Source organism: Chitinibacter sp. GC72 (genome assembly GCF_009760905.1).
In the GTDB taxonomy this organism is placed as follows: Bacteria; Pseudomonadota; Gammaproteobacteria; order Burkholderiales; family Chitinibacteraceae; genus Chitinibacter.
Window position 1 is genome coordinate 24,778 of sequence record NZ_VIRW01000020.1, and the last position, 25,335, is coordinate 50,112.

Annotated in this window: 30 protein-coding genes; 11 read left to right on the forward strand and 19 right to left on the reverse strand. The window is 52.6% G+C overall.

Going from position 1 to position 25,335, the window contains the following annotated elements; genetic code table 11:
- Positions 1-122: 122 nt before the first annotated feature.
- From FLS37_RS13775 to FLS37_RS13785, 3 genes are all read left to right on the forward strand, one after another.
- Positions 123-1,316 carry a branched-chain amino acid ABC transporter substrate-binding protein gene (locus FLS37_RS13775; protein ID WP_157670550.1) on the forward strand — a complete coding sequence of 398 codons (1,194 nt, stop codon included), beginning with the start codon at positions 123-125 and terminating at the stop codon, positions 1,314-1,316.
- A 414-nt stretch (positions 1,317-1,730) separates the two neighbouring features.
- Entirely contained in the window at positions 1,731-2,939 is a 1,209-nt protein-coding gene (locus FLS37_RS13780) for a branched-chain amino acid ABC transporter substrate-binding protein (protein WP_157670551.1), read from the forward strand.
- Between the two features lie 74 nt (positions 2,940-3,013).
- Entirely contained in the window at positions 3,014-3,499 is a 486-nt protein-coding gene (locus FLS37_RS13785) for a hypothetical protein (protein ID WP_157670552.1), read from the forward strand.
- A 49-nt stretch (positions 3,500-3,548) separates the two neighbouring features.
- On the opposite strand, the gene FLS37_RS13790 is transcribed toward FLS37_RS13785, so the two are convergent.
- The 11 genes from FLS37_RS13790 to gyrA all read right to left on the reverse strand — a co-directional run bounded on the left by FLS37_RS13790 (position 3,549) and on the right by gyrA (position 12,906).
- Positions 3,549-3,719, reverse strand: coding sequence for a DUF3460 family protein (locus tag FLS37_RS13790; protein WP_157670553.1), 171 nt, complete (start codon positions 3,717-3,719; stop codon positions 3,549-3,551).
- A gap of 117 nt (positions 3,720-3,836) precedes the next feature.
- Positions 3,837-4,277: a GNAT family N-acetyltransferase gene (locus FLS37_RS13795; RefSeq protein WP_157670554.1), complete on the reverse strand. Its 441-nt coding sequence runs from the start codon at positions 4,275-4,277 to the stop codon at positions 3,837-3,839.
- Positions 4,277-5,377, reverse strand: a complete 1,101-nt coding sequence (hisC, locus tag FLS37_RS13800) for a histidinol-phosphate transaminase (protein WP_157670555.1) — start codon at positions 5,375-5,377, stop codon at positions 4,277-4,279. The genes FLS37_RS13795 and hisC overlap by 1 nt, the downstream gene beginning before the upstream one ends.
- A gap of 43 nt (positions 5,378-5,420) precedes the next feature.
- Complete coding sequence (locus FLS37_RS13805; protein ID WP_157670556.1) at positions 5,421-6,032, reverse strand: N-acetyltransferase; 612 nt, start codon at positions 6,030-6,032, stop codon at positions 5,421-5,423.
- Complete coding sequence (locus FLS37_RS13810; RefSeq protein ID WP_157670557.1) at positions 6,017-6,589, reverse strand: TIGR00730 family Rossman fold protein; 573 nt, start codon at positions 6,587-6,589, stop codon at positions 6,017-6,019. The genes FLS37_RS13805 and FLS37_RS13810 overlap by 16 nt, the downstream gene beginning before the upstream one ends.
- Before the next feature lie 169 nt (positions 6,590-6,758).
- Entirely contained in the window at positions 6,759-7,841 is a 1,083-nt protein-coding gene (pheA, locus tag FLS37_RS13815; RefSeq protein WP_157670558.1) for a prephenate dehydratase, read from the reverse strand.
- Positions 7,841-8,047, reverse strand: coding sequence for a hypothetical protein (locus FLS37_RS13820; protein ID WP_157670559.1), 207 nt, complete (start codon positions 8,045-8,047; stop codon positions 7,841-7,843). Before FLS37_RS13820 ends, pheA begins: the two co-directional genes overlap by 1 nt.
- 16 nt (positions 8,048-8,063) lie before the next feature.
- The gene (serC, locus tag FLS37_RS13825) at positions 8,064-9,149 is read right to left on the reverse strand and encodes a 3-phosphoserine/phosphohydroxythreonine transaminase (RefSeq protein ID WP_157670560.1); all 1,086 of its coding nucleotides are present in this window, start codon (positions 9,147-9,149) and stop codon (positions 8,064-8,066) included.
- Between the two features lie 67 nt (positions 9,150-9,216).
- Positions 9,217-9,654 carry a PaaI family thioesterase gene (locus FLS37_RS13830; RefSeq protein WP_157670561.1) on the reverse strand — a complete coding sequence of 146 codons (438 nt, stop codon included), beginning with the start codon at positions 9,652-9,654 and terminating at the stop codon, positions 9,217-9,219.
- Entirely contained in the window at positions 9,654-10,118 is a 465-nt protein-coding gene (locus tag FLS37_RS13835) for a PaaI family thioesterase (RefSeq protein WP_157670562.1), read from the reverse strand. The genes FLS37_RS13830 and FLS37_RS13835 overlap by 1 nt, the downstream gene beginning before the upstream one ends.
- Positions 10,119-10,158: 40 nt before the next feature.
- The gene (gene gyrA, locus FLS37_RS13840) at positions 10,159-12,906 is read right to left on the reverse strand and encodes a DNA gyrase subunit A (RefSeq protein ID WP_157670563.1); all 2,748 of its coding nucleotides are present in this window, start codon (positions 12,904-12,906) and stop codon (positions 10,159-10,161) included.
- A 437-nt stretch (positions 12,907-13,343) separates the two neighbouring features.
- Between gyrA and FLS37_RS13845 the strand changes: the two genes are divergently transcribed.
- The 3 genes from FLS37_RS13845 (at position 13,344) to FLS37_RS13855 (ending at position 16,174) form a co-directional block, all read left to right on the forward strand.
- A complete protein-coding gene (locus tag FLS37_RS13845; RefSeq protein ID WP_157670564.1) occupies positions 13,344-14,039 on the forward strand; it encodes an OmpA family protein in 696 nt (231 codons plus the stop codon).
- A gap of 88 nt (positions 14,040-14,127) precedes the next feature.
- Complete coding sequence (lolA, locus tag FLS37_RS13850) at positions 14,128-14,757, forward strand: outer membrane lipoprotein chaperone LolA (RefSeq protein ID WP_157670565.1); 630 nt, start codon at positions 14,128-14,130, stop codon at positions 14,755-14,757.
- 106 nt (positions 14,758-14,863) lie between these two features.
- Positions 14,864-16,174 (forward strand): replication-associated recombination protein A, encoded by a 1,311-nt coding sequence (locus tag FLS37_RS13855; protein WP_157670566.1) that lies wholly within the window; start codon positions 14,864-14,866, stop codon positions 16,172-16,174.
- Between the two features lie 50 nt (positions 16,175-16,224).
- Here the strand turns inward: FLS37_RS13855 and thiD are convergent, their stop codons facing one another.
- Genes thiD through thiM form a run of 3 tightly spaced genes read right to left on the reverse strand, consistent with a single transcriptional unit; the run spans position 16,225 to position 18,580 of the window.
- Positions 16,225-17,055 (reverse strand): bifunctional hydroxymethylpyrimidine kinase/phosphomethylpyrimidine kinase, encoded by an 831-nt coding sequence (gene thiD, locus FLS37_RS13860; RefSeq protein ID WP_157670567.1) that lies wholly within the window; start codon positions 17,053-17,055, stop codon positions 16,225-16,227.
- 17 nt (positions 17,056-17,072) lie between these two features.
- A complete protein-coding gene (gene thiE / locus FLS37_RS13865; protein WP_232522612.1) occupies positions 17,073-17,747 on the reverse strand; it encodes a thiamine phosphate synthase in 675 nt (224 codons plus the stop codon).
- Between the two features lie 8 nt (positions 17,748-17,755).
- Positions 17,756-18,580 carry a hydroxyethylthiazole kinase gene (thiM, locus tag FLS37_RS13870; RefSeq protein WP_157670569.1) on the reverse strand — a complete coding sequence of 275 codons (825 nt, stop codon included), beginning with the start codon at positions 18,578-18,580 and terminating at the stop codon, positions 17,756-17,758.
- A gap of 238 nt (positions 18,581-18,818) precedes the next feature.
- On the opposite strand from thiM, the gene FLS37_RS13875 reads away from it, so the two are divergent.
- Positions 18,819-19,778 carry a dihydroorotate oxidase gene (locus FLS37_RS13875; protein ID WP_157670570.1) on the forward strand — a complete coding sequence of 320 codons (960 nt, stop codon included), beginning with the start codon at positions 18,819-18,821 and terminating at the stop codon, positions 19,776-19,778.
- A gap of 68 nt (positions 19,779-19,846) precedes the next feature.
- On the opposite strand, the gene FLS37_RS13880 is transcribed toward FLS37_RS13875, so the two are convergent.
- Both FLS37_RS13880 and pmbA read right to left on the reverse strand, forming a co-directional pair.
- Complete coding sequence (locus FLS37_RS13880; protein ID WP_157670571.1) at positions 19,847-20,479, reverse strand: DNA-3-methyladenine glycosylase; 633 nt, start codon at positions 20,477-20,479, stop codon at positions 19,847-19,849.
- Between the two features lie 14 nt (positions 20,480-20,493).
- A complete protein-coding gene (gene pmbA, locus FLS37_RS13885) occupies positions 20,494-21,825 on the reverse strand; it encodes a metalloprotease PmbA (protein WP_157670572.1) in 1,332 nt (443 codons plus the stop codon).
- A 131-nt stretch (positions 21,826-21,956) separates the two neighbouring features.
- Between pmbA and yjgA the strand changes: the two genes are divergently transcribed.
- From yjgA to FLS37_RS13905, 4 genes are read left to right on the forward strand one after another with little or no spacing between them, the layout of a single operon-like run.
- Positions 21,957-22,520: a ribosome biogenesis factor YjgA gene (yjgA, locus tag FLS37_RS13890; protein ID WP_157670573.1), complete on the forward strand. Its 564-nt coding sequence runs from the start codon at positions 21,957-21,959 to the stop codon at positions 22,518-22,520.
- A complete protein-coding gene (locus FLS37_RS13895) occupies positions 22,517-23,170 on the forward strand; it encodes an HAD-IA family hydrolase (protein WP_157670574.1) in 654 nt (217 codons plus the stop codon). The genes yjgA and FLS37_RS13895 overlap by 4 nt, the downstream gene beginning before the upstream one ends.
- Positions 23,163-23,750, forward strand: coding sequence for a molybdopterin adenylyltransferase (mog, locus tag FLS37_RS13900; protein WP_157670575.1), 588 nt, complete (start codon positions 23,163-23,165; stop codon positions 23,748-23,750). Before FLS37_RS13895 ends, mog begins: the two co-directional genes overlap by 8 nt.
- A 22-nt stretch (positions 23,751-23,772) precedes the next feature.
- Positions 23,773-24,444 (forward strand): alpha/beta hydrolase, encoded by a 672-nt coding sequence (locus FLS37_RS13905; protein WP_157670576.1) that lies wholly within the window; start codon positions 23,773-23,775, stop codon positions 24,442-24,444.
- Between the two features lie 97 nt (positions 24,445-24,541).
- Here FLS37_RS13905 and FLS37_RS13910 read toward each other — a convergent pair whose 3' ends face one another.
- The 3 genes from FLS37_RS13910 to FLS37_RS13920 form a co-directional block, all read right to left on the reverse strand.
- A complete protein-coding gene (locus tag FLS37_RS13910) occupies positions 24,542-24,754 on the reverse strand; it encodes a hypothetical protein (protein ID WP_157670577.1) in 213 nt (70 codons plus the stop codon).
- Positions 24,747-25,043, reverse strand: a complete 297-nt coding sequence (locus FLS37_RS13915; protein ID WP_157670578.1) for a transposase domain-containing protein — start codon at positions 25,041-25,043, stop codon at positions 24,747-24,749. The genes FLS37_RS13910 and FLS37_RS13915 overlap by 8 nt, the downstream gene beginning before the upstream one ends.
- An 88-nt stretch (positions 25,044-25,131) precedes the next feature.
- The coding region (locus FLS37_RS13920) for a transposase domain-containing protein (RefSeq protein WP_198314632.1) at positions 25,132-25,335 on the reverse strand (204 nt) is incomplete at its 5' end.

Below are 25,335 nucleotides of genomic sequence, written 5' to 3' on the forward strand. Positions count from 1 at the left end.
TACAGGATAGCCCCAGTATTCATCAGGCATGCCCTGCTTCAAGATGACAAGCACGCGTCAGGTGCCGGTTTGCGCCTGATTGTCGGCTTTTTCCTCCTGATCATTCTTCGGAAACGCACATCATGAAATTGGCATCGTACACCCTGATTGCAGCGGCTATTGTTGGCCTGTCTGCGTGTAAACAACAAGCTCCTGCCGGCACTGAAGCCAGCGCTCCGGCCGCAGAAACGGCCAGCGCCAGCGGCGACACGGTTAAAATCGGTCTGGCTGCACCATTGACCGGCAATATCGCGCATTTGGGCAAGGATGTTGAATACGGCGCACAAATGGCGATTGAAGAAATCAATGCCGAAGGCGGTCTGGACGTAGATGGCGCGAAAAAGAAAGTAGCGCTGGTATCGGAAGATGACCAAGCCGACCCGAAAAATGCCACGACGGTTGCCCAGCGCTTTGTGGATCAGAAAATCGCCGGTGTCATTGGCCATTTGACTTCAGGCACCAGCATTCCGGCGTCAAAAATCTACTCCGACGCAGGTATTCCGCAGATTTCTCCTTCTGCCACCGCACTGGCCTACACCGCACAGGGCTTTAAAACCACATTCCGCCTAACCGCCAACGATGGTCAGCAAGGTCTGGTGCTGGCGCAGTACGCCGTTGGCAAATTGAACGCGAAAAAAGTCGCCATTGTGGATGACCGTACCGCCTACGGCCAAGGTTTGGCCGATGAGTTTGAAAAAGCCGCCAAAGCTGCAGGCGCCCAAATCGTAAAACGCGAATTTACCACCAATCAGGAAACCGACTTCAACGCCATCCTGACCAATATCAAGAGCGTGAAGCCCGATCTCATTTTCTACGGCGGCATGGATGCACAATCAGCACCATTGAAAAAACAAAGCAAAAAACTCGGTCTCACTGCCATTGTGATGGGCGCTGATGGTACAAAATCACCCGAATTCCTCAAGCTAGCTGGCGCTGATGCCGAAGGCACTTTTGGTTCGTCTGCGGGCCAGTCTGTTGATCAAATGCCAGGCGGCAAGGAATTCAAGGACAAATTCAAAGCCAAATTCGGCGTTGAAGTCCAAGTCTATGCACCGTACAGCTACGATGCCACCAAGCTGATGCTGGCAGCCATGAAACAGGCAGGCTCGGCTGACCCGGCCAAATACCTGCCCGTGCTGGCTAAAATCGAACATCAAGGCCTGACCGGCCCGATCAGTTTTGATGAAAAAGGCGATGTGAAAAACGCGGCAGTAGGCGTTTACACCGTGAAGAATGGCCAGTGGGAACTGGCTGAAATGGTCGGCGGCGCCAAGTAAGCCGATCGATTCTGATCAAACATGAACTACCAAAGGGAGCCGCAGGCTCCCTTTTTTAATGCCCGGCCTGACTGCTTTGGCTGATGTGTTGTGCAATTTGCACAGTTCTCCGGCGGTGCAGGCCTCCCCCGCCAGAGGATGACCAGCGTCACTCAAACCCTTTTTTGCAGCGCAACAACACAGGCAGAATGCGCTCTGGCCTGCCAATTACCACACAGGGCCAACTGTCACCCTTCAAAAAGCATAAAACTGTTGCGGTGCAGCTACAGGATAATCCTTATTCATCAGCCCACATTGCAGAGCGGATATTTGTCACTTCTAATGAAACAGCTGCTTGAACGCCGCTCATTGGAAGTTGCCGTTTCAAACAAAAACGCCTCACCACTATTTAAATACACACTGGGGAAATATCGAATGACTATCGCTCGTTACAGCCTGATCGCTGCGGCCATTCTGGCCATGACTGCATGTGGCAAACAAGAACCCGCGGCCACGACCGAACAAGCTAGTGCTGCGCCTGCCGCCGCGGTGGATGCGGCACCCGCTGGTGATGTAATTAAAATCGGCCACGCAGCCCCGCTGACTGGCAATATCGCCCACCTGGGTAAAGACAATGAAAATGGCGTAAAAATGGCCATCGACGAAATCAACGAGGCGGGTGGCGTTGATATCGGCGGCAAAAAAATGAAACTGGAAATGATTTCGGAAGACGACCAAGCCGATCCGAAAACCGCTACCACGGTTGCACAACGTTTTGTCGATCAAAAAGTAGCGGGCGTGATTGGTCACCTGAACTCAGGCACGACAATCCCAGCCTCTAAAATCTACTCTGATGCGGGTATCGCGCAAATTTCTCCATCAGCCACTGCAGTCACCTACACCGCACAAGGCTTTAAAACTGCCTTCCGTGTGATGGCTAACGATGCACAGCAAGGTAAAGTACTGGGCGAATACGCAGTGAAATTGGGCGCGAAAAAAGTAGCGATCATTGACGACCGTACTGCTTACGGCCAAGGCCTGGCAGATGAATTCGAAAAAGCCGCGAAAGCTGCTGGCGCCGAAGTGGTGCGTCGCGAATTTACGACCAATCAGGAAACCGACTTCAACGCGATCCTGACCACCATCAAAGGCAGCAAGCCAGATCTGATTTTCTACGGCGGCATGGATGCACAAGCAGCGCCACTGAAAAAACAAGCTAAAAAACTGGGCATCAACGCCAAAGTCATGGGCGGCGACGGTACGCAAACGCCAGAATTTATCAAACTGGCAGGTAGCGACGCTGAAGGTATGATTTCTTCATCTCCAGGTATGCCAAAAGACAAAATGGCCGGCGGTCAGGCTTTCCTGGATAAATTCAAAGCCAAATTCGGTACTGAAGTTCAGCTTTATGCACCCTATTGCTACGACGCAGTGAAAGTGATGGTGGCAGCAATGCAAAAAGCGGGCTCGTCTGATCCAGCCAAATACATTCCTGAGCTGGCTAAAACCGACTACCAAGGCGCAACTGGCGCGATCACTTTCGATGAGAAAGGCGATATCAAAAACGGCGCGATCGCTTTGTACACAGTTAAGGGTGGCAAGTGGGAAACACTGGAAGTGGTGGGCGGCGTAGCACCTAAATAACCCACCTAGGTAATAAGATTCATGACTGATCCAAAAAGGAGGCTTCGGCCTCTTTTTTTACTGTTGAGCGCAGAATGAGTTTTGACTCTTTGATTCGAAAATATGCCCCTTTTATTGGGTGCATCAGCTTAATCTTACTTACCCACCAGCGACAAACCTTGATGCTCGCCTGGTTTATTCTGCCATTTTTGGCGATTGCTTATTTCATCGAGCTAGTCAAATGTGCCACAGGTCAGAGTAACTGGCATGAAGTTCGCCTCCGATTACTCTGCTGGGTGGTCAGCTTTGCGCTTATTTTTGCAATTCATGAATATCGCTGGCAGCAAGATCGAAAGCAACTTAACGCCATCGCTGCAAAAATTACGGCCTTTAACATGCAGCAGAAGCGCTATCCTGACTCACTTAAAGAAATCGGCCTACACGCGGTCAGATCTGAGCCGCACATCGGATATAAGCTACAAAACGGCCAAGCTACGCTGTGGTACCTCGATTCGAAACAAATGTATGCATTTCACTACTACCACTTTGAAACGCGCCGCTGGGATTATGTTGTGCCATAAAAAAACGCCATCATCGTGATGGCGTTTTTTCTTGGAGGTGCGTTGCAACTTATTTTTTCAAAGCAGACTGCTCGTTGCGAGCACGCTCATCCAGATCGATGGGCTCTTTATCCCACAGCAGGGCACGACCTTCAACCTGGCCTTTGGCCACTTCAGGGTTTTCCTGCAGGAATTTTTCCATGAATTTGGTGTAATCCGATACGTAATTACGATCTACCATCTCAATATCCTTTTCATCTAGTGCGGTGAATTGCCGCTATTATAAGCGATCGTGTGCTGATCTGGGTTAGCAAAATACACCGCCATGTATTAGCCTGAAGGCAAAGCCAGTCAATGCCTACAGCAACATACCCCTACAGGCGTAATCAATATCCCACTCCGACTCCGCAACTGCAATAAAACCATGTCGCTGATAAAAACGATTCGAGTCGCTGTCGCGCAGCGCTGCCAGCCGGATGGGCTTACTGCTACTACTGCATTGCTGCCGGATGTGCGTTAGCACGGCACTACCGATGCCCTGCCCTTGCCACTGCGGCAGCAGATACAAATGATCCAGAGCATAGGCCTGCTCCTCTTCACGCAGCGCGTAAAAGCCGACCACTTGATTGGCTACGACGATTTTCTGACTCGCGGTAGGCTCAAAGTTGGCGCGCAGACGCTGACGCGCGCGCTCGGGATCATACCGGCCGATACGCTCCAGACTTTCACGCATCGCAGCAATGCGAATGGCGAGTAATTCCTCAAAATCGGCCTCAGAGACACTCGCCAGCGACCACATCAGCCCTCCATCGCCTCGCGCAGCACTTCGATAAAACGTGCATTTTCCTCAGGCAAACCAATCGACACCCGTAGGCTGTTCGGCATTTTGTAGCCAGCCAGCGGGCGCACAATCACGCCGCGTTCAAGCATATATTGATTGAGCATCGCCGCATCACCGCAGTGGAAGGTCACAAAATTGCCATAGCTTTCAATAAAGCTCAAACCCAGCTCTTGCAGCGCCTCGGTAATCTGCTTCATGCCTGCAGCGTTCACTTCTACCGATTGCTTTAAAAATTCCAGATCATCGAGCGCCGCTACCGCCGCCGCTTGCGCAAGGCTGTTCACATTAAACGGCTGGCGAATGCGATTTAAGATATCGGCGACTTCCGGATTAGCGAGTGCAAAGCCAACGCGCAGGCCAGCCAGACCATAAGCCTTGCTGAAGGTACGCACGACGATCAGATTGGCAAACTGTTTCAACCAGCCGATTGAATCGCTGCGTTTCTCGCGCGGCAAAAACTCGGTGTAGGCTTCATCGAGCACCACCAGCACATTTTTCGGGCATAGCTCCAGAAACTCGATCAGATCGCCCGGGCGTGCCAGCGTGCCAGTTGGATTATTCGGGTTGGCAATCCAGACGATTTTGGTATCAGGGCGAATCGCCGCACGCATTGCATCCAGATCGTGGCCGTAATCAACAGCTTTGACGCAGATATTGCTCGCACCAACCGCTTGCGTTGCCAGCGGGTAAACAGCGAAAGCGTATTCAGAAAACACCGCCGAATCGCCCTGCTTTAAAAATGCATGGGCGATCAGCTCCAAAATATCGTTGGAGCCATTGCCGAGCACGATTTGATCCAGATTTACGGCGAAACGCTCGGCGATTTTGGCTTTTAAATCGAAACCGTTCCCATCGGGGTAGCGCGCCAATTCTGCGAGTTCACGCTCGACGGCTGCGCGCGCTTTGGGCCCCACGCCCAGCGGATTTTCATTCGATGCCAGTTTGACGATTTTGGCTGGATCAAGATTCATTTCACGCGCCAACTCGGAAACCGGTTTGCCCGGTTGATAAGGCGCAATGGCGCGAATGTATTCAGGGGCCAGTGAAGCAAGTGACATCGACTTTCCTTTTCAAACGTTCAAAACAATCAAATTTTCGCTATTACAGCGACTTCACCATCCGCAGACTAGCGGGCAGTGAAAATTGCGTCAAAGTGCGCACTTTGGACTCAACCAGCACTTCAAAGCCATGGCGGCGATAAAACTGCACCGCGCCGGGGTTGCCACTATCGACGTCGACGTGCAGCTGATCAAAGCCGGCTTGGCGGGCGGTGTAAATCACTTGGCTGAGCATGCGTGCGCCCAGACCTTGGCTGCGGTGATCTTCGTGCACCGCAATCGTACGCAAATACCACGTATCATTGGGTACGTGCGGAAACAGAAAGTCGAGGTCACGCTGGCGCGCGCGCAGGATATCCAGATCAAGTGCCAGGGTATGTAGCTCTATGCTATCGTCTATCTGAAGTTGTGCACCATACCCGGCAGGGTAATGAAAAACCAGCGCGATAATTTCTTCCTGGGCATTGCGTAACACCTGCGCATTGCGATAACTGTAACTGCCATTCGGCTCGTGCCACAGTCGCGCCAGATTGATCAGCGTTAGCTCGCGCGGCAGCGCAAACCAGTAGTCGTAAAAAGGGGCGTCGGATTGATAAATCAACTCCGCCGCCCGTTTGGCATCGCCAGGTACTGCTAAACCTAAGTTTTCCACCATTCACCTGCGCTTTGGCTGGGCTCGCCCTGCAAAATTTGCAGCAATTCAGTGCTGTCATTGGCCATTAACAGCCGTGCCGCATCCCGCTCGCCGACAAAACCTTCATTCACTGCATGCGCCACCATGGCGCGCAGCGGCACAAAATAATCATTGGTATTCAATAGCCCAATCGGCTTGGCATGCAAGCCAATTTGCGCCCACGTCAATATTTCAAATAGCTCATCAAATGTGCCAAAACCACCCGGCATCGCGATAAAACCATCGGTCAGCTCGGCCATCCGCGCTTTACGCGTGTGCATTGAATCCACCACTTCCAAGCTCGTACACGCGCCATAACCCAATTCGCGCTCAACCATAAACTCCGGAATCACGCCAATCACTTGACCGCCAGCCTGCAGCGCCGCTTCGGCCACCGCGCCCATCAAACCAACATGACCCCCGCCATACACCAAAGTCATCCCGCGCTCGGCGATTTCTTTGCCCAAGGTTTGCGCGGCTTCACGATAAATCTCCCGCGCACCCATGCGGGCACCACAAAATACGGTTACGGCTTTCATAGGCTTCCTTATTCAAACAATATCCGCACCAAAGCGGAGAGTGGAAAACGTAGCGAGAAGCGCGAGGGCAAGGCGTAAAAACGACGAAAAACCGGAATGTACTCAAGTACATGAGGATTTTGAGTGTTTTTACAACGCAGACATCGTGCTTCGCAGTAGTTTTCCACCGTCAGATGACAGCTTGAGGATAGGAGCCTAAAACCTTCACAAACGCCGCCACTTTTTGCAATTCCGCCAACGCCGTTTGCATGTTTTCATCGTCGATATAGGCTTCCACATCGGCAAAAAATACATATTCCCACAACCCAGTCCGACTTGGGCGCGACTCGAATTTAGTCATCGACACACCATTACGCGCCAAAGGCTCGGCCACAGCATGCAGCGCTCCGGCACGGTTAGGCGCAGAAATCACCAAGGAGGTTTTGTCCTTGCCCGAACGCGCCGACGATTGCGCGCCAAGCACCAGAAAACGCGTGGTGTTATTGGGCTCGTCCTCGATATTTTGCGCGAGCTTATTGAGCACATATTTTTCAGCTGCCGCGTCACCCGCAATCGCCGCGCAGCTTGGATCAAGGCTAGCCATCCTTGCCGCCTCGGCATTGCTCGACACCGAAATGCGCTCGACATGCGCAGGCAAGTTCTGATTGAGCCACTCATGGCATTGTGCCAAGGCCTGGGCATGGGCATAAACGCGCCCAATCCCATCGATGCTTTCAGTAGCACGAAGTAAATGATGGTGAATCCGCAACACCACTTCGCCGCAAATTTTTAGCGAACTGCCGACCATCAAATCCAAAGTGCGCCCTACCGCGCCTTCGGTCGAGTTTTCAACCGGCGCCACCGCGTAATCGGCACTACCCGCTTCTACGATGCGAAACACTTCATCAATCGACGCGCACGGCAAAGTATTGGCGGCATGGCCAAAATGCTTGATCGCTGCTGCTTGCGTGAACGTGCCCTCTGGCCCGAGATACGCGATGGTCAGCGGTTTTTCCAGCGCCAGACAGGCCGACATGATTTCGCGGAACAAGCGCGCCACCGCCTCACCCGACAGCGGGCCTTGGTTGATTTCTTTAATCCGCGTCAGCACTTGCGCTTCGCGTTCGGGGCGATACACCACCCCACTACCCTTAATCACGCCAATCTGGTGCGCGTGCTGAGCACGCTCATTGATCAGCTGCAAAATTTGCGCATCGAGCGCATCGATGGCTGCACGATGCTGTTGGATTAATTGCAATTGTTCGTCAGACATTAACTCTTACTCGGATCAAATTTAGCTGCATCCAGAATCGACCACAGGTGGATAATCCAACCCATAAAGATCACCCACAACACGCCCGCCAGCACAAACATCAGCGCCGCTTTCAGCAAGCGACCTTGTAGCAATTGGCCCAAGCCGGGAATAAAGAAACTGCACAGCGCGGCGATCACATTGCCGCCAGAACCTTGTCCAGCCATGGTCGATTCCTTTTAATTAGCCGTGTTGTTGCGCAAACTCAGCCATATACGCCGCCAACGCTTGGCAGCCTGCCAGCGGCATCGCGTTATAAATCGACGCGCGCATGCCGCCTACTGAGCGGTGGCCTTTCAGTTGCAATAAATGACGCTCTTCGGCTCCTGCGAGGAATTTGCTATCCAGTTGGCTGTCGGCCAAAGTAAATGGAATATTCATCCGCGAGCGATCAGCCAGCGCCGTTGGGCAGTTATAAAAACCGTTCGATGCATCAATGGCTGCATACAGCACATTGGCTTTCTCGATATTCTTCGCTTCCATCGCCGCCAAACCGCCTTGCGCCAACACATGCTTGTACACCAGACCGGCGACATAAATCCCGAACGACGGTGGCGTGTTGTACATCGAGCCATTATCAGCAAAAGTTTTGTAGTTCAGCATCGTGGGTGTATCGCTGCGCGCCTTGCCCAGCAAGTCCTCGCGCACGATACTCACCGCCACACCCGATGGCCCCATGTTTTTCTGCGCGCCAGCATAAATCATACCGAACTGGCTCACGTCGACTGGGCGCGACAAAATATTGGACGACATATCGCAAATCAGCGGCACGCCATTCGATTTCGGGATGAAGTTAAATTCAACGCCGCCGATGGTTTCATTGCTGCAATAGTGCAAAAACGCTGCGTTTGGGCTGCGCGTCCAACTTGATTCGTCCGGCACATAGCTGAAGTTTTTATCTTCACTGCTCGCAGCGATATTGACCTTGGCGTAGCGGCTCACTTCCTTGATCGCCACTTTCGACCAATGACCGGTATTCACAAAATCCACCGAGCTATCAGCGGCAGCAAAGTTAAATGGCAGCATCGCAAATTGCAGATGTGCGCCACCTTGTAAAAACAGCACTTTGTAATTGCTAGGAATACCCAGCAAGGTGCGCAGGTCAGCTTCAGCCTCGGCCAAAATCTGACCAAACTCAGGGCCGCGGTGGCTCATTTCCATCACGCTCATACCCGAGCCATGCCAATCGAGCAATTCAGCCTGCACTTGGCGCAAAACTTCAGGGGGCAACACGGCTGGGCCAGAGGAAAAATTAAATACTTGAGTCATAAAGCCAATCTCTTGAACAGTGAGTACTTACCAATCAACCGCCAGTATCTAGCGGTGATCAATGCATTTATGCGAGTAGAAAGTGCGCGCGTGCCATCGCCACGGGTTTGGCCGGATCATCTTGCCAAGCGGTCATCAACACATTGGCAACGCGCTTGCCTTGGCGCACGATGTCGCAGCGACCATACAGATCAAGCGCACGGGCAGAACGCAGATAATCAATCGAAAAATCGACAATGCGCGGAATGCCAGCCGATTCGCGCGCCCACATCAGGTGCAACACCGCAGCATTTTCCAGAAAGCCACCGATCACACCGCCATGGATGGCAGGCAACAGGATATTGCCGATGTTTTTTTCAGCGTACGGCAGGTAAAACAGCGGTTGCTCATCTTGCTCGCGCACCTGAACGCCTAGCAGCTTGGCATAGGGTATTTGCTCCAAAACCTTTTCCAGCATGGCATACGACGATATACCCGAGCACAATTCAGAAGTAGATTGTTCCATTAGGCTTCACTTTTGTCGGTTGGAGACGTGCGGGCAAATGTCGCAACGGAATGCGCAACAGGCTTGGCGGGATCGTCCTGATACGCCGTCGCACGGGTAAAGGCAATTGAGTCGGTTAAGCGATAGCATTCGGCCGTGCAATACAGCGGCAAATCAGGCTTGGCGGGGCGGAGGTAATCGATGCGTAAATCGAGTGTGGCTGCAGCTTCAGGCACGTGCAGCAAGGTGTACAGCGCAACGCCCGAGGAGGTATCAATCAGAGAGGTCACCACGCCGCCGTGTAGCACGCGGGTTTCGGGGTTGCCGATGAGTTCGGGTTTGAACGGCAATTTAATGGTGACTTTGCCCTTTTCCGCCGCAACCAATTCCAGCCCTAGCTTTTTGCAATGCGGTAAAGCCATAAACCACGGCCCGACTTGGGCAAAAAAATCGGGATTTGCCACGGGTAACCATAAGCTATTCATCGCAAATCCCTCTTTCGTGATCTTATTTACTACTAATTAATTACTCGGCACCATCACCAGTAGGTGCTGCATCTGCGGTTGGAGCTGCGTCATTTTCTGTAACATCCACAACCACTTCACCCTCAATGCTCTCTTCGTCATCTTCCGGCTCGCAGACTTTTTCCAGACCAGACAATTGCTCGCCGTCATCCAGATTAATCAAGCGTACGCCTTGGGCCGAGCGACCCGTTTCGCGAATTTGCGAGACTTTGGTGCGGATCAGTACGCCACCAGTGGTAATCAGCATGACGTCGTCGGTTTCTTCCACCAAGCTCGCAGCAACCAATTTCAAGCCAGTCTTGTCGGTCAAGTCCATGGCGATCACACCTTGCGTGCCGCGACCAGACAGACGGAAATCGCCCACTGGTGTACGTTTGCCATAGCCGCCATTGCTGGCCGTCAGCACCATTTGGGCATCTGAATTAGCCACCAGCAGTGAGATCACCTTCTGATCTTCACCCAGTTTCATGCCACGCACGCCTTTCGAGTTCCGCCCCATTGGGCGTACTTTACTTTGGCTAAAGCGCACTGATTTACCCGCATCGGAGAACAACATCACCTGATCGTCGTCGATGCCAACTACGGCATCGCCAGCTTCTTCCGCGCTCTCATCATCGATAACGACATCTTCATCTGCTGCGTCATCTTCGAGCACCACACCACCCGCACCGCGAGTTAAGGCCACGCCAACCAGATAATTACCTTCGTCCAGATTGATCGCGATAATGCCGCGTTTCATCGGGCGAGAGAAATCAGTGAGCGGGGTTTTCTTCACCGTACCATCGGCGGTGGCCATAAAGACGTATTTGTCTTCGCTGAAGTCTTTGATCGGCAAGATGGCGTTGATCTTCTCGCCTTCTTCGAGCGGCAACAGATTAATAATCGGCTTACCACGGCTAGTACGGCCGCCTTGTGGCAACTCGTAGACTTTGAGCCAGTACACGCGGCCACGCGAGCTAAAGCACAGAATGTAGTCGTGGGTATTGGCAATAAACAGGCTATCGATAAAGTCGTCATCTTTCGTTGCCGCAGCTTGCTTGCCGCGACCGCCACGTTTTTGCGCGCGATACTCTTCCACCGGCGTGGTTTTCATATAGCCGCCATGCGTCAGCGTCACGACCATGTCTTGCGGTGTAATCAGATCTTCCAGGCAAATATCTTCGCCATGCGCAACGATTTCAGAGCGACGTACGTCGCCGTAATTGGCTTTTACTTCAGTCAACTCATTTTGAATGATTTCAGTCACACGCTCGGCGCGCGCCAGGATATCGAGCAAGTCGAGGATTTTATCCATGACTTCTTTGTATTCACCGACGATCTTGTCTTGCTCCAGCCCAGTGAGGCGCTGCAGACGCATCTGCAAGATTTCTTGTGCCTGCACATCCGACAAGCGATAGCCGGTACCCGATAGACCAAACTCTTCACCAAGGCCATCAGGGCGCGACGCGTTGATATCGGTGCGTGACAGCATGTCTTCAACCAGCGCAGAGCGCCATTCGCGGCTCATCAGCGCGATTTTGGCTTCTGGCGGCGTTGCTGCAGCTTTAATCAGCGCAATCATCTCGTCGACGTTCGACAAGGCAACTGCCAAGCCTTCCAGTACATGGCCGCGTTCGCGCGCCTTGCGCAATTCGAACACCGTGCGGCGCGTTACGACTTCGCGGCGATGTTTTAAGAAGCATTCAAGCACTTGTTTCAGATTCAACAGGCGTGGCTGGCCGTCGACCAAGGCCACCATATTGATACCAAAGCTATCCTGTAATTGCGTGTGTTTAAACAGGTTGTTGAGCACCACGTCGGTCATTTCGCCGCGTTTGAGCTCAATCACCACGCGCATGCCGGATTTATCCGATTCATCGCGCAGATCCGAAATACCTTCCAAGGTTTTCTCACGCACCAGCTCGGCAATACGCTCAAGCAAGCGCGCTTTATTCACTTGGTATGGCAGCTCATCGACGATAATCGCCTGACGATCGCCATTTTTACCGCAGTCTTCGATGTGCGTGCGCGAGCGCATCACCACGCGGCCACGGCCGGTGCGGTAGCCTTCACGCACACCATGCACACCGTAAATAATACCGGCGGTAGGAAAATCGGGAGCAGGGATAATGTCAATCAGTTCATCAATACTCAGTTCCGGATTGGCCAACAGCGCCAGACTGGCGTCAATAACCTCGGTGATATTGTGCGGAGGGATATTGGTCGCCATACCGACTGCAATACCTGACGAACCATTAATTAATAAGTTTGGAATCCGTGTCGGTAGAACCGTTGGCTCAAGCTCTTTCTCGTCGTAGTTCGGCGTAAAATCAACAGTTTCCTTGTCGATATCAGCCAACAGCTCGCTCGATACTTTTTCCAAACGACACTCGGTATACCGATAAGCCGCTGCGCGGTCACCGTCGATCGAGCCGAAATTGCCTTGACCGTCGATCAACGTGTAACGCAAGGAAAAATCTTGTGCCATCCGTACCAAAGCTTCATAAGCCGCCGAGTCACCATGTGGGTGGTATTTACCCAGCACATCACCTATCACGCGCGCGCATTTCACATAAGGGCGATTCCAGACATTGCTGCTCTCGTGCATCGCAAAGAGGATACGGCGATGTACAGGTTTCAGACCGTCACGGACATCGGGAAGCGCACGGCCCACAATTACGCTCATGGCATAATCGAGATAGGAGTGGCGCATTTCCTCTTCTAGACTTACGGGGATGGTTTCTTTGGCAAAGCTAAATTGTTCGGACATGCGTTTGGCGTTTTCTTTAAGTTTGTATCAGACTGTCGAGTCACATTGCCCAAAAGGGCAAGTCTGCGATCGCATACAATCCAACAAGGATGGAAAAATACCACTTAGAGCAGCTCGCGATTCTAGCACAGCCGCGCTTTTGCACCAATCCCAGCTCAAAGTGTAAGCAGAATGTGCATTTGTTTACAGAAATAAGGTTGCCCTCCCAAGCACAATGCACCTAGAATATACGTAAATTAGAAACTGCTTCTGTCATGTATTTGCAGCAATGTAAATGGCAATACTTGATACTACTTACATTGATTATTCAATTTGAATATGAAAGCAAGTACTGCTAAATTAGGGCGAGCAATCTAAGTATGATGTCGATGTGATATATATGTTTCGGGACGTCACCACTGATTTTATATTTGAAGTTAATTTAACGGAGAACTCCAATGATCAAGCAATCTATCGCCTCCCTCGTAGTTGTTGCAGCAATGGCCTCATTCAGTGCTCAAGCGGCAACTGTTGCATACTGGACTAATGGCACTAATGTATCTGAAGCAAATCCAGAAGGCGTCGTAAAGAATGGTCGCGGCGAATGCTGGCAATCTGGCTCTTGGAGTGCTGATAAGGCTGTAAAAGGCTGCCCAGGCTATGTTGAACCGGTGGTAGCACCTGTTGTAGCGCCAAAACCTGTAGTGGTTGCGCCAAAACCTGCTGTCGTTAACAAAAAACAATTCACACTGAAATCGGATGCTTTGTTTGATTTCAATAAAGCAACACTGAAACCTGCAGGCAAAGATGCTTTGGATGCACTGGTTGTAGAGTTGAAAACACTGAAACCTTCTGAAGGTTCGGCAGTTGTTATCGGTTACACCGACCGGATTGGTTCTGAAGCTTACAATCAAGCCCTATCAGAGCGTCGCGCCAACACAGTTCGCGAATACCTGATTGCTCAAGCACCTGACGCTGCTGCATTGATTACAGCTGAAGGTCGTGGAGAAGCAAATCCAGTGACTGGCGACACTTGCAACAACATCAAAGACAGCAAGAAAACTCGTGCGAAACTGGTTGAGTGTCTGGCTCCGGATCGTCGCGTAGAAGTCGAAGTAACTGGCGTTGTTGTTGAAACAGTTCCAGCCAAGTAATTTTTAGCATACCGCTATCAAAGCCCCGCTTGCGGGGCTTTTTTCATGCTAGCCTCCAAGACATTCATGACGATCAGCAATACAGCCGATGCTTAAACTAAACACCCACAAGATTATTTTCGCTCTTGCCAGCACAGGATTGATGCAGCTTGCTTTTGCCAACAATGCCGCCATCAACGAGCTGCAGCTTTTCTTGGGCAACACTAAAAGTCTCAGCGCCAATTTCAACCAGTCCGTTCGTCAAAAATCAGGCAAAGTTGAAAACTCCCATGGCCAGTTTTTTCTGCTGCGCCCTGGCAAGTTCAAATGGACTTATGCCCAACCCTATAACCAAGAAATCATCAGCAATGGCCAGCAAGTCTGGCTTTATGATCTCGATCTTGCACAAGTGACCATTAAACCGGCCAGCAAGGCACTCGACGCCAGCCCGGCGGCCATCCTGATTGGCAATAACAACCTGAGCCAGAGCTTTAATCTGCAAACCTTGCCGAGCAAAAACGGAATTAGCTGGGTCGCTCTCACCCCGAAAAACAAAGACACCAGCTTTGCGCAAATCCGGATAGGGCTACTTAAAGGACAACTGGACCGGATGGAGCTGGACGATCAATTTAACCAGACGACAAGTATTCAATTCAGTAAAATGCAGCAAAATCAGTCCATCTCAGCCCAGACTTTCAACTTTATCCCACCGCAGGGAGTTGATGTTATCCGTGAATGATATTTCCCCCGAACCTAATCGGTCTTCGCAACAAAAAACGCACTTATTTATCTACAAGACTTCATGCAATTTCTTGCTCTTTCCGGCTGTTCCATTAGGGTGAAATATGGTTGATTTATTCGCACAGCAGCCAGTTGCACCCCTGCCTGAAGCACTCAGGCCAAAAACCCTAGATGAGGTTATCGGCCAATCGCACCTTCTAAATGAAGGTAAACCGCTGAGGCTGGCTTTTCAGTCAGGCAAACCCCATTCCATGATTTTCTGGGGCCCGCCAGGAGTTGGGAAAACCACTTTGGCACGACTAACTGCCAACTACTTTGACTGTGAGTTCATTGCGCTGTCTGCGGTCTTCTCTGGCGTAAAAGACATCAGAGCCGCGATGGAACAAGCTCAGCAAAATCTGGATAGAGACCGCAAGACGATTCTATTTGTTGATGAAATTCACAGATTCAATAAGTCTCAGCAGGATGCTCTTCTTCCCTACGCAGAAAGTGGTTTGGTCACGTTCATAGGTGCTACGACTGAGAACCCATCTTTTGAAGTCAATTCTGCTTTGCTGTCTAGGGCTCAGGTTTATGTTCTGAAGTCTTTGACAGAAGATGAGTTAAGGTTGCTGTTAAAAAGAGCTCAAGAACAGGCTCTTGGGCACTTGAAATTTGAAGACCGGGCTGTAGACACCATTATTGGGTATGCCGATGGTGATGCCAGAAGATTTCTGAACCTGCTGGAACAATCCGCAACGGCTGCAGATGCTACTGGTGTGGAAGTCATTGATGCTGCATTCATTGGAAATGCACTGAGTCTGAATTCAAGACGATTTGATAAGGGTGGGGACAATTTCTATGACCAGATTTCAGCCCTTCATAAATCTGTCAGAGGCTCCAATCCTGATGCTGCTTTGTATTGGCTAACCAGGATGTTAGATGGTGGTGCCGATCCAAGATATCTATCCAGAAGAATCGTTAGAATGGCTTGGGAGGATATAGGCTTAGCCGACCCGAGAGCCATGCAGATAGCCAATGATGCTGCCACAACTTTTGAGCGACTGGGAAGCCCAGAGGGTGAATTGGCACTCGGGCAAGCGGTGATTTATTTGGCGATTGCAGCCAAAAGCAATGCAGGCTACATGGCCTACAAGCAGGCCAGAGCGTTTGTTAAACAGGACAAGAGTCGAGAAGTTCCTGTTCATCTTCGGAATGCGCCAACAAAATTAATGAAGGAGCTGGGTTATGGGCATGACTATAGATATGCTCACAATGAACCCAATGCCTATGCAGCAGGTGAAACTTACTTGCCAGATGGGATAGAAGAACCTGGTTGGTACCAGCCAGTACCCAGGGGCTTAGAAATCAAGATTGCCGAGAAGATGAGCCTGCTCAAGCAGTGGGATGAAGAAGCGGGTAAAAAAACAAAATGAATCGACCTGATTTCTCGACACGCCTCTTCTCAGCTTAGATCTGCCAAAAATCACCACCATTGATGAAAATGATGCACCGGGCCGATACCGTGGCCGACTTCTAGCCGCTCGGCGTTGGCGATGGCTTTGAGCAGCCACGCCTTTGCGTCGCCAACTGTTGATTCCCAATCCTCGCGTTGTGGGCGCAAAGCCGCCAGCGCGGCTGATAGTGTGCAGCCAGTGCCATGCGTGTGGCGCGTCGCGATCCGCGTCGCGGGGAACAGAATTTCGGCATCCGGCGTCATTAGCCAATCCGGACATTGATCGCCACCGCCATTGGCGTGTAAATGTCCGCCTTTCATCAACACCGCCTGCGCCCCCGCGGCCAGCAGCGCCCTGCCCTGTACACGCATTTCGTCCTCGGTTTTGGCCTCAGTGCAATTGAGCAGCGCAGCTGCTTCAGGCAAATTGGGCGTAATAATACTCGCCAGCGGCAGTAATTCGTCACGCAGCGCATTGATCGCCGCTGGATCTAGCAGGGTATGCCCACCTTTGGCAATCATGACGGTATCTAGCACGATATACCTTGGCTGGTATTTGCGCAGGCTGGCGGCCACTGCAGAGATGATGTCTGCATTGGCCAACATGCCCATTTTGACTGCGTCAACGCGAATATCACTAAATACCGCATCGCACTGGGCGGCGATAAAATCGGGCGGTACCGGATGCACCGCGCTAACACCTTGGGTATTTTGCGCGGTGAGCGCAGTGAGCACGCTCATGCCATACACCCCCAAGGCCGAGAAAGTTTTCAAGTCGGCCTGTACCCCGGCGCCACCGCCCGAATCAGAGCCGGCAATCGTTAAGGCGTGGCGAATGGTTTCGGTTTTACTTGAGCTCATTATTGATTCCCTGAAGTTCAATTCGCAGTTGATTGATCACGTGCAGCTTGCAGTTCAGCGCCCAGATTGCGCGTCGCCAGCGCCACATCCGCCTGCCCGCAAATCGCCGACACCACCGCCACGCCATCGGCCCCAGCCGCAATCAGCGGCGCGATTTTGCCACGACCAATACCACCAATCGCCACCGCTGGTAGCGTACCGGTGCTGGCAAACATCGCGGCCATTTCAGCGGAGCTAATCACCGGCGAGGCGTCTTTTTTGGTGCTGGTTGGATAAACCGGACCAACGCCAATGTAATCGATGCAATCGGCAATTTCTGGCGTGAGCAATTGCTCCACATTGGCCAGATTATTGGTCGACAAGCCTAATATTTTATTGGGGCCAATCAATTGGCGCACCACTTGTACCGGAATATCACTTTGCCCGACGTGCACGCCATCGGCATCGACCGCCAGCGCAATATCGACGTGGTCGTTGATAATCAGCGGTACATTCAATGGCGCAAGTACCGCTTTTAGCTGCTGTGCACATTGCAGCCACTGGCCTTTTTTCCAATTGGGCGCGCGCAGCTGCACCACCGTGGCGCCATTTTGTGCGGCGATTTTGGCCGTTTCCACCATAGCCGCCATGCCGCCGCACAAGTCGGGATCGAGCACCAGATACAGGCTGACATCAATGTTGGCTTTGCTCACCTCAGCTCTCATACACCCACCTGCCGTAATTGATTCGGGTGAATAATATGCAGCGCATCCAAAAATGGCGCCACAAAAGTCCCCGGCCCGTCGGCACATTCAACGGCACGCTCGCCCGCCAGCGCCATAATTGCGCAAGCCGCTGCCACCGCGTCCAGCCGATTGGGCGCATCCGCCACAAAGGCCGCCACCACCGCCGACAATGCACAACCAGTGCCCACCACTTTGGTCATCAGCGGGTGGCCTAAATCGACCGACCAAGTTTTTTCGCCATCGGTGATGTAATCAATCGCGCCCGTCACCGCCACAATCGCGCCAGTAGCTTGAGCCAGCACTTGTGCTGCGCCAAGGGCCGCATTGGAGCTGGCAGTGCTATCGACACCTTTACCGATATGACTGCTTTGCGCCAAGCCCACACCAGCGGCCATCGCCATAATTTCCGAGCCATTGCCGCGAATCGCCGCCGGTTTTAATGCCGACATCGCCTTGGCAGCCTCAGTGCGATAGCTCAACACGCCCACCGCCACCGGATCGAGCACCCACGGCGTGCCTGCGGCATTGGCAGCGGCAATCGCCAGCTTCATCGCCTCCAAGCGCTCGGCATACAGCGTACCCACATTTATCAGCAACGCATCGGCCAGCGCGGCAAAACCGGCCACTTCTTCCTTGGCCACCACCATTGCGGGGGATGCGCCAAGCGCCAACAGGGTATTGGCTGTGAAGCATTGTACTACCTCGTTGGTGAGCACATGCACCAGTGGGGTATTTGCCCGTACGCGCTGTAGCTCATCGGCTAACAGGTTAAACGGAAATTCTGAAATCGGGCTTGTCATCAATCCATCCTCGGCAGTAGCACAGTTGATCCGCTGAGTGACAAAATTACCAACAATTCGCCACCGATTTGCGACCAACTCATAGTGAATGGCGCTATTGTAACTGCTCGCACCAGATCGGGATTGATCTGCCTCCTGTCTGATTGAAGTCTTTTGCCCAATTGTTTGACCTGACTCACATTGCAGTGCGACACGATTGCCTACAATCGACACTAATCGTGAGTTTAAGGAGAAGGTCATGGCGGACTTGACCACACAATTTCTGGAGTTGCCAGTCAAAAACCCCTTGATGAATGCATCCGGGGTCTGGTGCAGCGTTGCATCGCAACTTGAAGCGCTTGCCGAATCCGCCGCAGGCGCAATGGTGAGCAAAAGCTGCACCCTGCAGCCGCGTGATGGCAACCCGGAACCGCGCTATCGCGTCTTTGGCAATGGCAGCCCCCAGGAAAATAAGGTCTGCAGCATCAATTCAATGGGCCTGCCCAACGAAGGGTTTGCCTATTATCTGCGTTATGCCCAGCGGCACGATCACGAAAACAAGCCCCTGTTTGTATCGATTTCCGGCCTGACGCTGGACGACAATCTCACCATGGTCGACAGTTTGAAAGATGCCGTTACACCCGCAATTCTGGAAGTGAATTTGTCCTGCCCGAATGTGCCGGGTAAATCGCAAATTGGCTACGATTTTGACGCCATGGATACTTTGCTGGCCGAAGTGTCATCCGGTTATCAGCGCCCATTCGGCGTCAAACTGCCACCGTATTTTGATATGGCGCATTTTGACGAAGCGGCCGCAATTCTCAACCGCTACCCCTTGGTGGCCTTTGTCACCTGCATTAACTCGATCGGCAATGCGCTGGTGATTGATCTGGACAGTGAAACCACACTCATCAAGCCCAAAGATGGTTTTGGTGGTCTCGGTGGCGATTATGTCTTGCCTACCGCGCTGGCCAATGTGAATGCGTTTTACCGTCGCTGCCCCGAGAAAACCATCATCGGCTGCGGCGGCGTTAAATCAGGCACCGAAGCCTTTTTGCATTTGCTCGCCGGTGCAACCCTAGTGCAAATTGGCACCAGTCTGTATGAAGAAGGCCCCGGCATTTTCCCGCGCGTCCTCGATGAATTGGCGGCGATTATGGACGACAAAGGCTATCAGACAATTGCCGACTTCCGTGGCAAATTAAAAACCATTGCTTAAGGTGCCCCACTACACATAAAAAAAGCCGTCGCAGTAGCTTGCGACGGCTTTTTTTATTAAACCGGCCATCAATACTCCACCGGCACCGGGTCGAGGCTGCGCCACAAATACCACGTGGCCACCGAGCACCATGGCTGCCACAGCTGGGCGAGCTGTTTGAGCTCGGCGCGCGGTTTGCGCTCTCCATTGTGATAATGCTCGGCGATGCCGCGAATCAGGCCGATATCGTCGAGCGGCAGCACATTGGGGCGGGCGAGGTAAAAAATCAGGAACATTTCGGCCGTCCAACGGCCGATGCCGCGGATCGACACCAGCTCTTTGATCACCGCTTCATCGTCCCAAGCAAGCCAAGCAGTCGGGTCAAGCCGGCCTTCAACATGATGGCGCGCTAAATCACTGAGGTATTCGACTTTACGTTGCGTCAGGCCGCACGCGCGCAGTGCATCAACATCGGTGGCTAAAACGGCTGCACTGCTCACTTCGCCCAAACAAGTAGCCAGCCGAGACCAAATTGAATCGGCCGCTTTCACCGAAATCTGTTGACCAACAATCGAGCGCGCCAGCGTATGAAACGCATCGCCGCGCGTGCGCAAGCTCACATCCGGATATAGCGCGATCAGTTGCGCCATCACCGCATCGGCCGCCGCCAATTCCTGCGTGGCCTGCGACCAGTAATCAGGTTTATCCAGTGGAGGAGTCATGGATTAAGCGCCTGTTAATCGCCAGCGACGGTCATGCGTTCGATTAAAATCGCGCCGACTTTGCGACTGCTCGACGCCAGCGCGTCATCGCCCACCGCGACAATGCGCTGGTACATCTCGCGCAAATTACCCGCGATGGTGATTTCTTCGACCGGATATTGAATGATGCCATTTTCCACCCAGAAACCAGCCGCGCCGCGCGAGTAGTCACCCGTCACCATATTGATGCCGTGGCCGAGTAATTCGGTGACCAGCAAACCGGTGCCCATTTTGCCCAGCAAGCTCGATGCGACATCAGTTGGCGCGACAAACAGATTATGCGGGCCACCCGCATTACCGGTGGTATCCATCCCTAGCTTGCGTGCAGAATAGCTGCCAAGGAAATACCCCTGCTGAACCCCTCGATCAACCACGGTACGTGCGGTAGTGGCCACGCCTTCGGCATCAAATGCACCGCTAGCAAAACCGCGTGGCGTGAATGGATCTTCGGTAATCGTCACACACGGCGCAAACACCGGCTGACCCAAACTATCAACGAGGAAGCTTGATTTGCGATACAAGCTGCTGCCCGACACCGCGCTCACCCAATGCCCAATCAACGAGCTAGCGACGCTGGCCTCAAACAATACCGGATATTCACCCGTTTTCAGGCGGCGTGCACCCAGGCGACGTACGGTGCGCTCACCGGCCTTGCGCCCTACGGCGGCGGCGGCTTCCAAGTCAGACGCTGCGCGCGCTGCGGTATACCAGTAATCGCGCTGCATACCGCTGTCGTCTTCGGCAATCACTGCCGCCGATACGCTATAGCGCGTGCTGGTGCCCGCACCGATGAAACCTTGCGAATTGCCGTACACCCAGCGCGAGGCCGACGTTGACACCGTTGCACCATCCGAATTATCAATCCGCTCGTCCACAGCCAGCGCGGCCTGCTCGCATTCGCGCGCCAATTCAATCGCGTTTTCCACCGACAAATCCCACGGATGATAAAGATCCAGATCGGGGAACACGGTACACAGGCGCTTTGGATCGGCCTGGCCGGCAAATTCATCCGCTGCCGTGTATTTGGCAATCGCCAGCGCAGCTTTCACCGTGTCTGAGAGCGCCTGCGGCGAAAAATCGCTGCTGCTGGCGTGGCCTTTTTGTTTCCCGAGATAAACGGTGACGCTGACGCCTTTATCGCGGTTGTATTCAATGGTTTCGACTTCATCCAGTCGTACCGAAATGTTTTGTCCTGAACCTTCGGAAACCTCCACATCGCAGGCGGTGGCGCCTTGCTGCTTGGCGATATCTAACACCTGACTTGCCAATTGACGCAAAGTGCTTTCGCTAAAACTGAATTCAGACACGTATTTATGTTCCGTTGGATAAATTGGAAAAAGTAATTGCTTGTATTGACACGCTAATTGCAGCGGCGGGCAGCAAGCTTAAGCCCAAGTTTGTTATCATACTGCTTTTGCACCGGCGTTAGATACCCTATATGGCCAAACCACAACACGACGATGAAATTGAAGGCGTCAGTAAATCCCAATTAAAGCGCGAAGCAACCGCACTGCAGGAACTGGGTGCCACACTGATGACTTACAGCGCCAAACAACTGGCACCGCTCAATTTACCCGAGAAACTCGTCGATGCCCTGAACGAAGGCCGACGGATTACCGCCAATGGCGCGACCGCTCGTCATAAACAATACATCGGTAAATTGATGCGTGACGTTGATGCTGCGCCGATTTATGCATTTTTAGATGCGCTCAATGGTGATTCGGATAAACACACCGCATGGCTGCATCAGGTGGAACGCCTGCGCGAGAAGCTACTGGTCGACAGCAAAGCGGTTGAGCAATTTATAGCTGATTTCCCCGACGTGGATATTCAGCATTTGCGCCAGCTGATTCGCAACGCGATCAAAGAGCGTCAAGCGCAGGAAAGTGGCAAACATATGCCACCCAAAGCGTTCCGCGAATTATTCCAGCTAATCAAGTCGCACATTAAAGAGCCGGCACTACCCAGCTTAAGCGACAGCACCGAGGAAGACGAAGAATGAGCATTGCCGTAAAGGGCCTGTTGTTTGACATGGATGGTACTTTGGTTGATTCCCGATCATGTATCGAGCTGCTATGGCGCAACTGGGCTCTACGGCACAAACTGGACTTCACCGACATTCAGGCCGTAATGCACGGCCGCCGAGGCATTGAAACCATCCAGATTGTGGCACCCCATCTGGATGCGCAAAGCGAAGTTGAATTACTGCTGGCCGAAGAAGCGCTGATGCTGGAAGGCATTGTCGCAATTGCCGGCGCGCATGAATTGCTAAGCAGCCTCGCGCCTCACCAATGGGCGGTGGTGACATCAGCCCCCCGCGATTTGGCCTTGGCTAAATTGGCCTTTGCGGGCCTGCCACTGCCAACGCACATCGTTGGCGCGGACGACGTAAAAGATGGCAAACCGCACCCTGCGCCATTTCAAATGGGCGCCGCCAAACTGGGCCTCACCGCAGATCAATGCTTGGCCTTTGAAGACGCCAGCGCAGGCATACGCTCGGCCCATGCTGCGGGTGCGGCGGTTTGCCTGGTAACCAGCGCAGGCGGGCACGATGCAAGCGGTTTGGCACAGTGGCAAATTGAGCACTATGCACAGCTCAATGTTGAAGCCAGCCTTGACTCGATCAATGTGAGCTTTAAATCCCATGAATGATGTTTTGAAAATTGGTCTGGTGTCGATTTCTGATCGCGCCAGCAGCGGCGTGTACGAAGACAAAGGCATTCCTGCGCTACAAGAATGGCTTGGCCAAGCGATAGCGAGCCCCATTGAAATCGTCAGCCGCCTGATTGCGGACGAGCAACCCACCATTGAAGCGACGCTGATTGATTTGGTCGACAATCAGCACTGCCATCTGGTGCTGACCACCGGCGGTACTGGCCCCGCTAAACGCGATGTCACGCCCGACGCAACGCTGGCCATTGCCGAGCGCGAAATGCCGGGCTTTGGCGAGCAAATGCGCCAGATTAGCCTGCACTATGTACCGACGGCAATTTTATCGCGCCAAATTGGTGTCATTCGTGGCAGTAGCCTGATTTTAAACCTGCCCGGGCAACCTAAATCGATCAAAGAAACTCTGGAAGGCGTCAAAGACGCCGATGGTAGCGTATTAGTCCACGGTATTTTCGCCTCGGTACCATATTGCATTCAGCTACTGGAAGGCCCATACGTTGAAACGCATAGTGCAGTCGTGTCGGCATTTCGCCCTAAAACAGCTATTCGCGCCCCTCAGTAATCCGTAACCAAAGAGAGCAAAGATGAGCAGTCTACTGCCTTACGTTGAAATTGAAACCGGCACCAATCCAAGTGCAGCAGTAATCTGGCTGCATGGTCTGGGTGCCGATGGCCACGATTTTGCCCCCATCGTACCCGAACTGGGCTTACCCGCAGATCTGGCAGTGCGCTTCATCTTCCCGCACGCGCCGCAGATGCCAATTACCTGCAATAACGGCTATGTCATGCGCGCCTGGTACGACATCGTACATTTTGATCAGATCAGCCGTCAGGCCGATATTGAAGGTGTAAAAACCAGTGTCCAATATGTGCACGATTTAATCGCCGACCAGAATAAAAAAGGTATACCTACCCACCGTATCATCCTGGCGGGCTTTTCCCAAGGCGGCGCAATCGCCTATACTGCCGGTTTAACTCATTCAGAAAGATTGGCGGGTATTGTTTGTTTGTCGACTTATTTACCAGCCGAAGAGCTCATTAGCCGTGACAGCATCCGCAGCAATATCAATACGCCACTGCTGGCCGCACATGGCAGCCATGATCCTGTTGTTGGAATTACATTAGGTGAAAAAGCAAAAGACTATGTGAGCCAGCTTGGCGTTGATGTGAGCTGGCAGACTTACCCCATACAGCATTCAGTTTGCCTGCCTGAAATTCAATTGATTGGACAATTTATCCAGAAAAATCTGGCCTGAGTGCTGCATAAGTATGAATAAAAAAACGGCGCTTATTGCGCTAATCCCGTTCACTTAAGGTCTGTTTTCATGATTTTTCGTGCTGGATAGCGCTTCGCTAGGGATTTGACAACACGGGGGCATTCACGCCCCCGTGTTGTATGGGGAGTAATAATTCCTCCAGACGCTCACGAAGATGATGCAATTGTTTCGGAATCTTGCCGGGGCTATTGGTGGCCAGCCAGCGCCATTCATATTGCAAATAGCCCAATCCCATTTGGAAACTCAGATCGGTCGCAGCTACCCCCACTTCTTTGACCACCTCAGCCATTTCCAGACGCACCAAATTGTAGGCCAGTAATGCCGCCCAACCGTTGCCGAGCTTGCGTCAGTGCGCTATTGGCAATGTCGGGATCGTGCTCATTGGGAAATAACAAATCGAGATGAACAACGACTTCTGCAATGGATTGGCGGCGAAACAAGGCCAGAGCGATGACCAGCCAGATGACTTGCTCGGCTGGCATTTTACGCTTTCGGATACCGGCAGTTCCTGTTGCTGCTAGCGCCTGCGCAATCCACTGCGGATCAATCGCAGCAGAGAGGGTGGCAAAGTCAGTCAAGCTCAGAGCGAAAGCGTTGTGTCGGCATAAAAAGCCGTGATGGTGTATGCGTACGGCGTGACCACCTCGCCAGTTGCATCGAAATGAACTAGCCGCGCAGCGGCAACAACTCATCAATCCTGCTATTCGGCCAGGTAGGGAGTTTTTCCAGCGTGTCCTTCAGCCATTCTGATGGCTCAATGCCATTCAGTTTAGCCGTCGCCAATAAACTTTGGATGGCGGCTGCGCGTTTGCCGGCGCGTTCGCTGCCCGCGAATAGCCAATTCTTTTTGCCAATCGCAATCGGCCGGAT

What these genes read in the sequence shown, in the direction of transcription:
- FLS37_RS13775 (WP_157670550.1), top strand. Translation starts at nt 123, where the DNA reads ATGAAATTGGCATCGTACACCCTGATTGCAGCGGCTATTGTTGGCCTG.
- FLS37_RS13780 (WP_157670551.1), top strand. Translation starts at nt 1,731, where the DNA reads ATGACTATCGCTCGTTACAGCCTGATCGCTGCGGCCATTCTGGCCATG.
- FLS37_RS13785 (WP_157670552.1), top strand. Translation starts at nt 3,014, where the DNA reads ATGAGTTTTGACTCTTTGATTCGAAAATATGCCCCTTTTATTGGGTGC.
- FLS37_RS13790 (WP_157670553.1), bottom strand. Translation starts at nt 3,719, where the DNA reads ATGGTAGATCGTAATTACGTATCGGATTACACCAAATTCATGGAAAAA.
- FLS37_RS13795 (WP_157670554.1), bottom strand. Translation starts at nt 4,277, where the DNA reads ATGTGGTCGCTGGCGAGTGTCTCTGAGGCCGATTTTGAGGAATTACTC.
- hisC (WP_157670555.1), bottom strand. Translation starts at nt 5,377, where the DNA reads ATGTCACTTGCTTCACTGGCCCCTGAATACATTCGCGCCATTGCGCCT.
- FLS37_RS13805 (WP_157670556.1), bottom strand. Translation starts at nt 6,032, where the DNA reads ATGGTGGAAAACTTAGGTTTAGCAGTACCTGGCGATGCCAAACGGGCG.
- FLS37_RS13810 (WP_157670557.1), bottom strand. Translation starts at nt 6,589, where the DNA reads ATGAAAGCCGTAACCGTATTTTGTGGTGCCCGCATGGGTGCGCGGGAG.
- pheA (WP_157670558.1), bottom strand. Translation starts at nt 7,841, where the DNA reads ATGTCTGACGAACAATTGCAATTAATCCAACAGCATCGTGCAGCCATC.
- FLS37_RS13820 (WP_157670559.1), bottom strand. Translation starts at nt 8,047, where the DNA reads ATGGCTGGACAAGGTTCTGGCGGCAATGTGATCGCCGCGCTGTGCAGT.
- serC (WP_157670560.1), bottom strand. Translation starts at nt 9,149, where the DNA reads ATGACTCAAGTATTTAATTTTTCCTCTGGCCCAGCCGTGTTGCCCCCT.
- FLS37_RS13830 (WP_157670561.1), bottom strand. Translation starts at nt 9,654, where the DNA reads ATGGAACAATCTACTTCTGAATTGTGCTCGGGTATATCGTCGTATGCC.
- FLS37_RS13835 (WP_157670562.1), bottom strand. Translation starts at nt 10,118, where the DNA reads ATGAATAGCTTATGGTTACCCGTGGCAAATCCCGATTTTTTTGCCCAA.
- gyrA (WP_157670563.1), bottom strand. Translation starts at nt 12,906, where the DNA reads ATGTCCGAACAATTTAGCTTTGCCAAAGAAACCATCCCCGTAAGTCTA.
- FLS37_RS13845 (WP_157670564.1), top strand. Translation starts at nt 13,344, where the DNA reads ATGATCAAGCAATCTATCGCCTCCCTCGTAGTTGTTGCAGCAATGGCC.
- lolA (WP_157670565.1), top strand. Translation starts at nt 14,128, where the DNA reads ATGCTTAAACTAAACACCCACAAGATTATTTTCGCTCTTGCCAGCACA.
- FLS37_RS13855 (WP_157670566.1), top strand. Translation starts at nt 14,864, where the DNA reads ATGGTTGATTTATTCGCACAGCAGCCAGTTGCACCCCTGCCTGAAGCA.
- thiD (WP_157670567.1), bottom strand. Translation starts at nt 17,055, where the DNA reads ATGAGCTCAAGTAAAACCGAAACCATTCGCCACGCCTTAACGATTGCC.
- thiM (WP_157670569.1), bottom strand. Translation starts at nt 18,580, where the DNA reads ATGACAAGCCCGATTTCAGAATTTCCGTTTAACCTGTTAGCCGATGAG.
- FLS37_RS13875 (WP_157670570.1), top strand. Translation starts at nt 18,819, where the DNA reads ATGGCGGACTTGACCACACAATTTCTGGAGTTGCCAGTCAAAAACCCC.
- FLS37_RS13880 (WP_157670571.1), bottom strand. Translation starts at nt 20,479, where the DNA reads ATGACTCCTCCACTGGATAAACCTGATTACTGGTCGCAGGCCACGCAG.
- yjgA (WP_157670573.1), top strand. Translation starts at nt 21,957, where the DNA reads ATGGCCAAACCACAACACGACGATGAAATTGAAGGCGTCAGTAAATCC.
- FLS37_RS13895 (WP_157670574.1), top strand. Translation starts at nt 22,517, where the DNA reads ATGAGCATTGCCGTAAAGGGCCTGTTGTTTGACATGGATGGTACTTTG.
- mog (WP_157670575.1), top strand. Translation starts at nt 23,163, where the DNA reads ATGAATGATGTTTTGAAAATTGGTCTGGTGTCGATTTCTGATCGCGCC.
- FLS37_RS13905 (WP_157670576.1), top strand. Translation starts at nt 23,773, where the DNA reads ATGAGCAGTCTACTGCCTTACGTTGAAATTGAAACCGGCACCAATCCA.
- FLS37_RS13910 (WP_157670577.1), bottom strand. Translation starts at nt 24,754, where the DNA reads ATGGCTGAGGTGGTCAAAGAAGTGGGGGTAGCTGCGACCGATCTGAGT.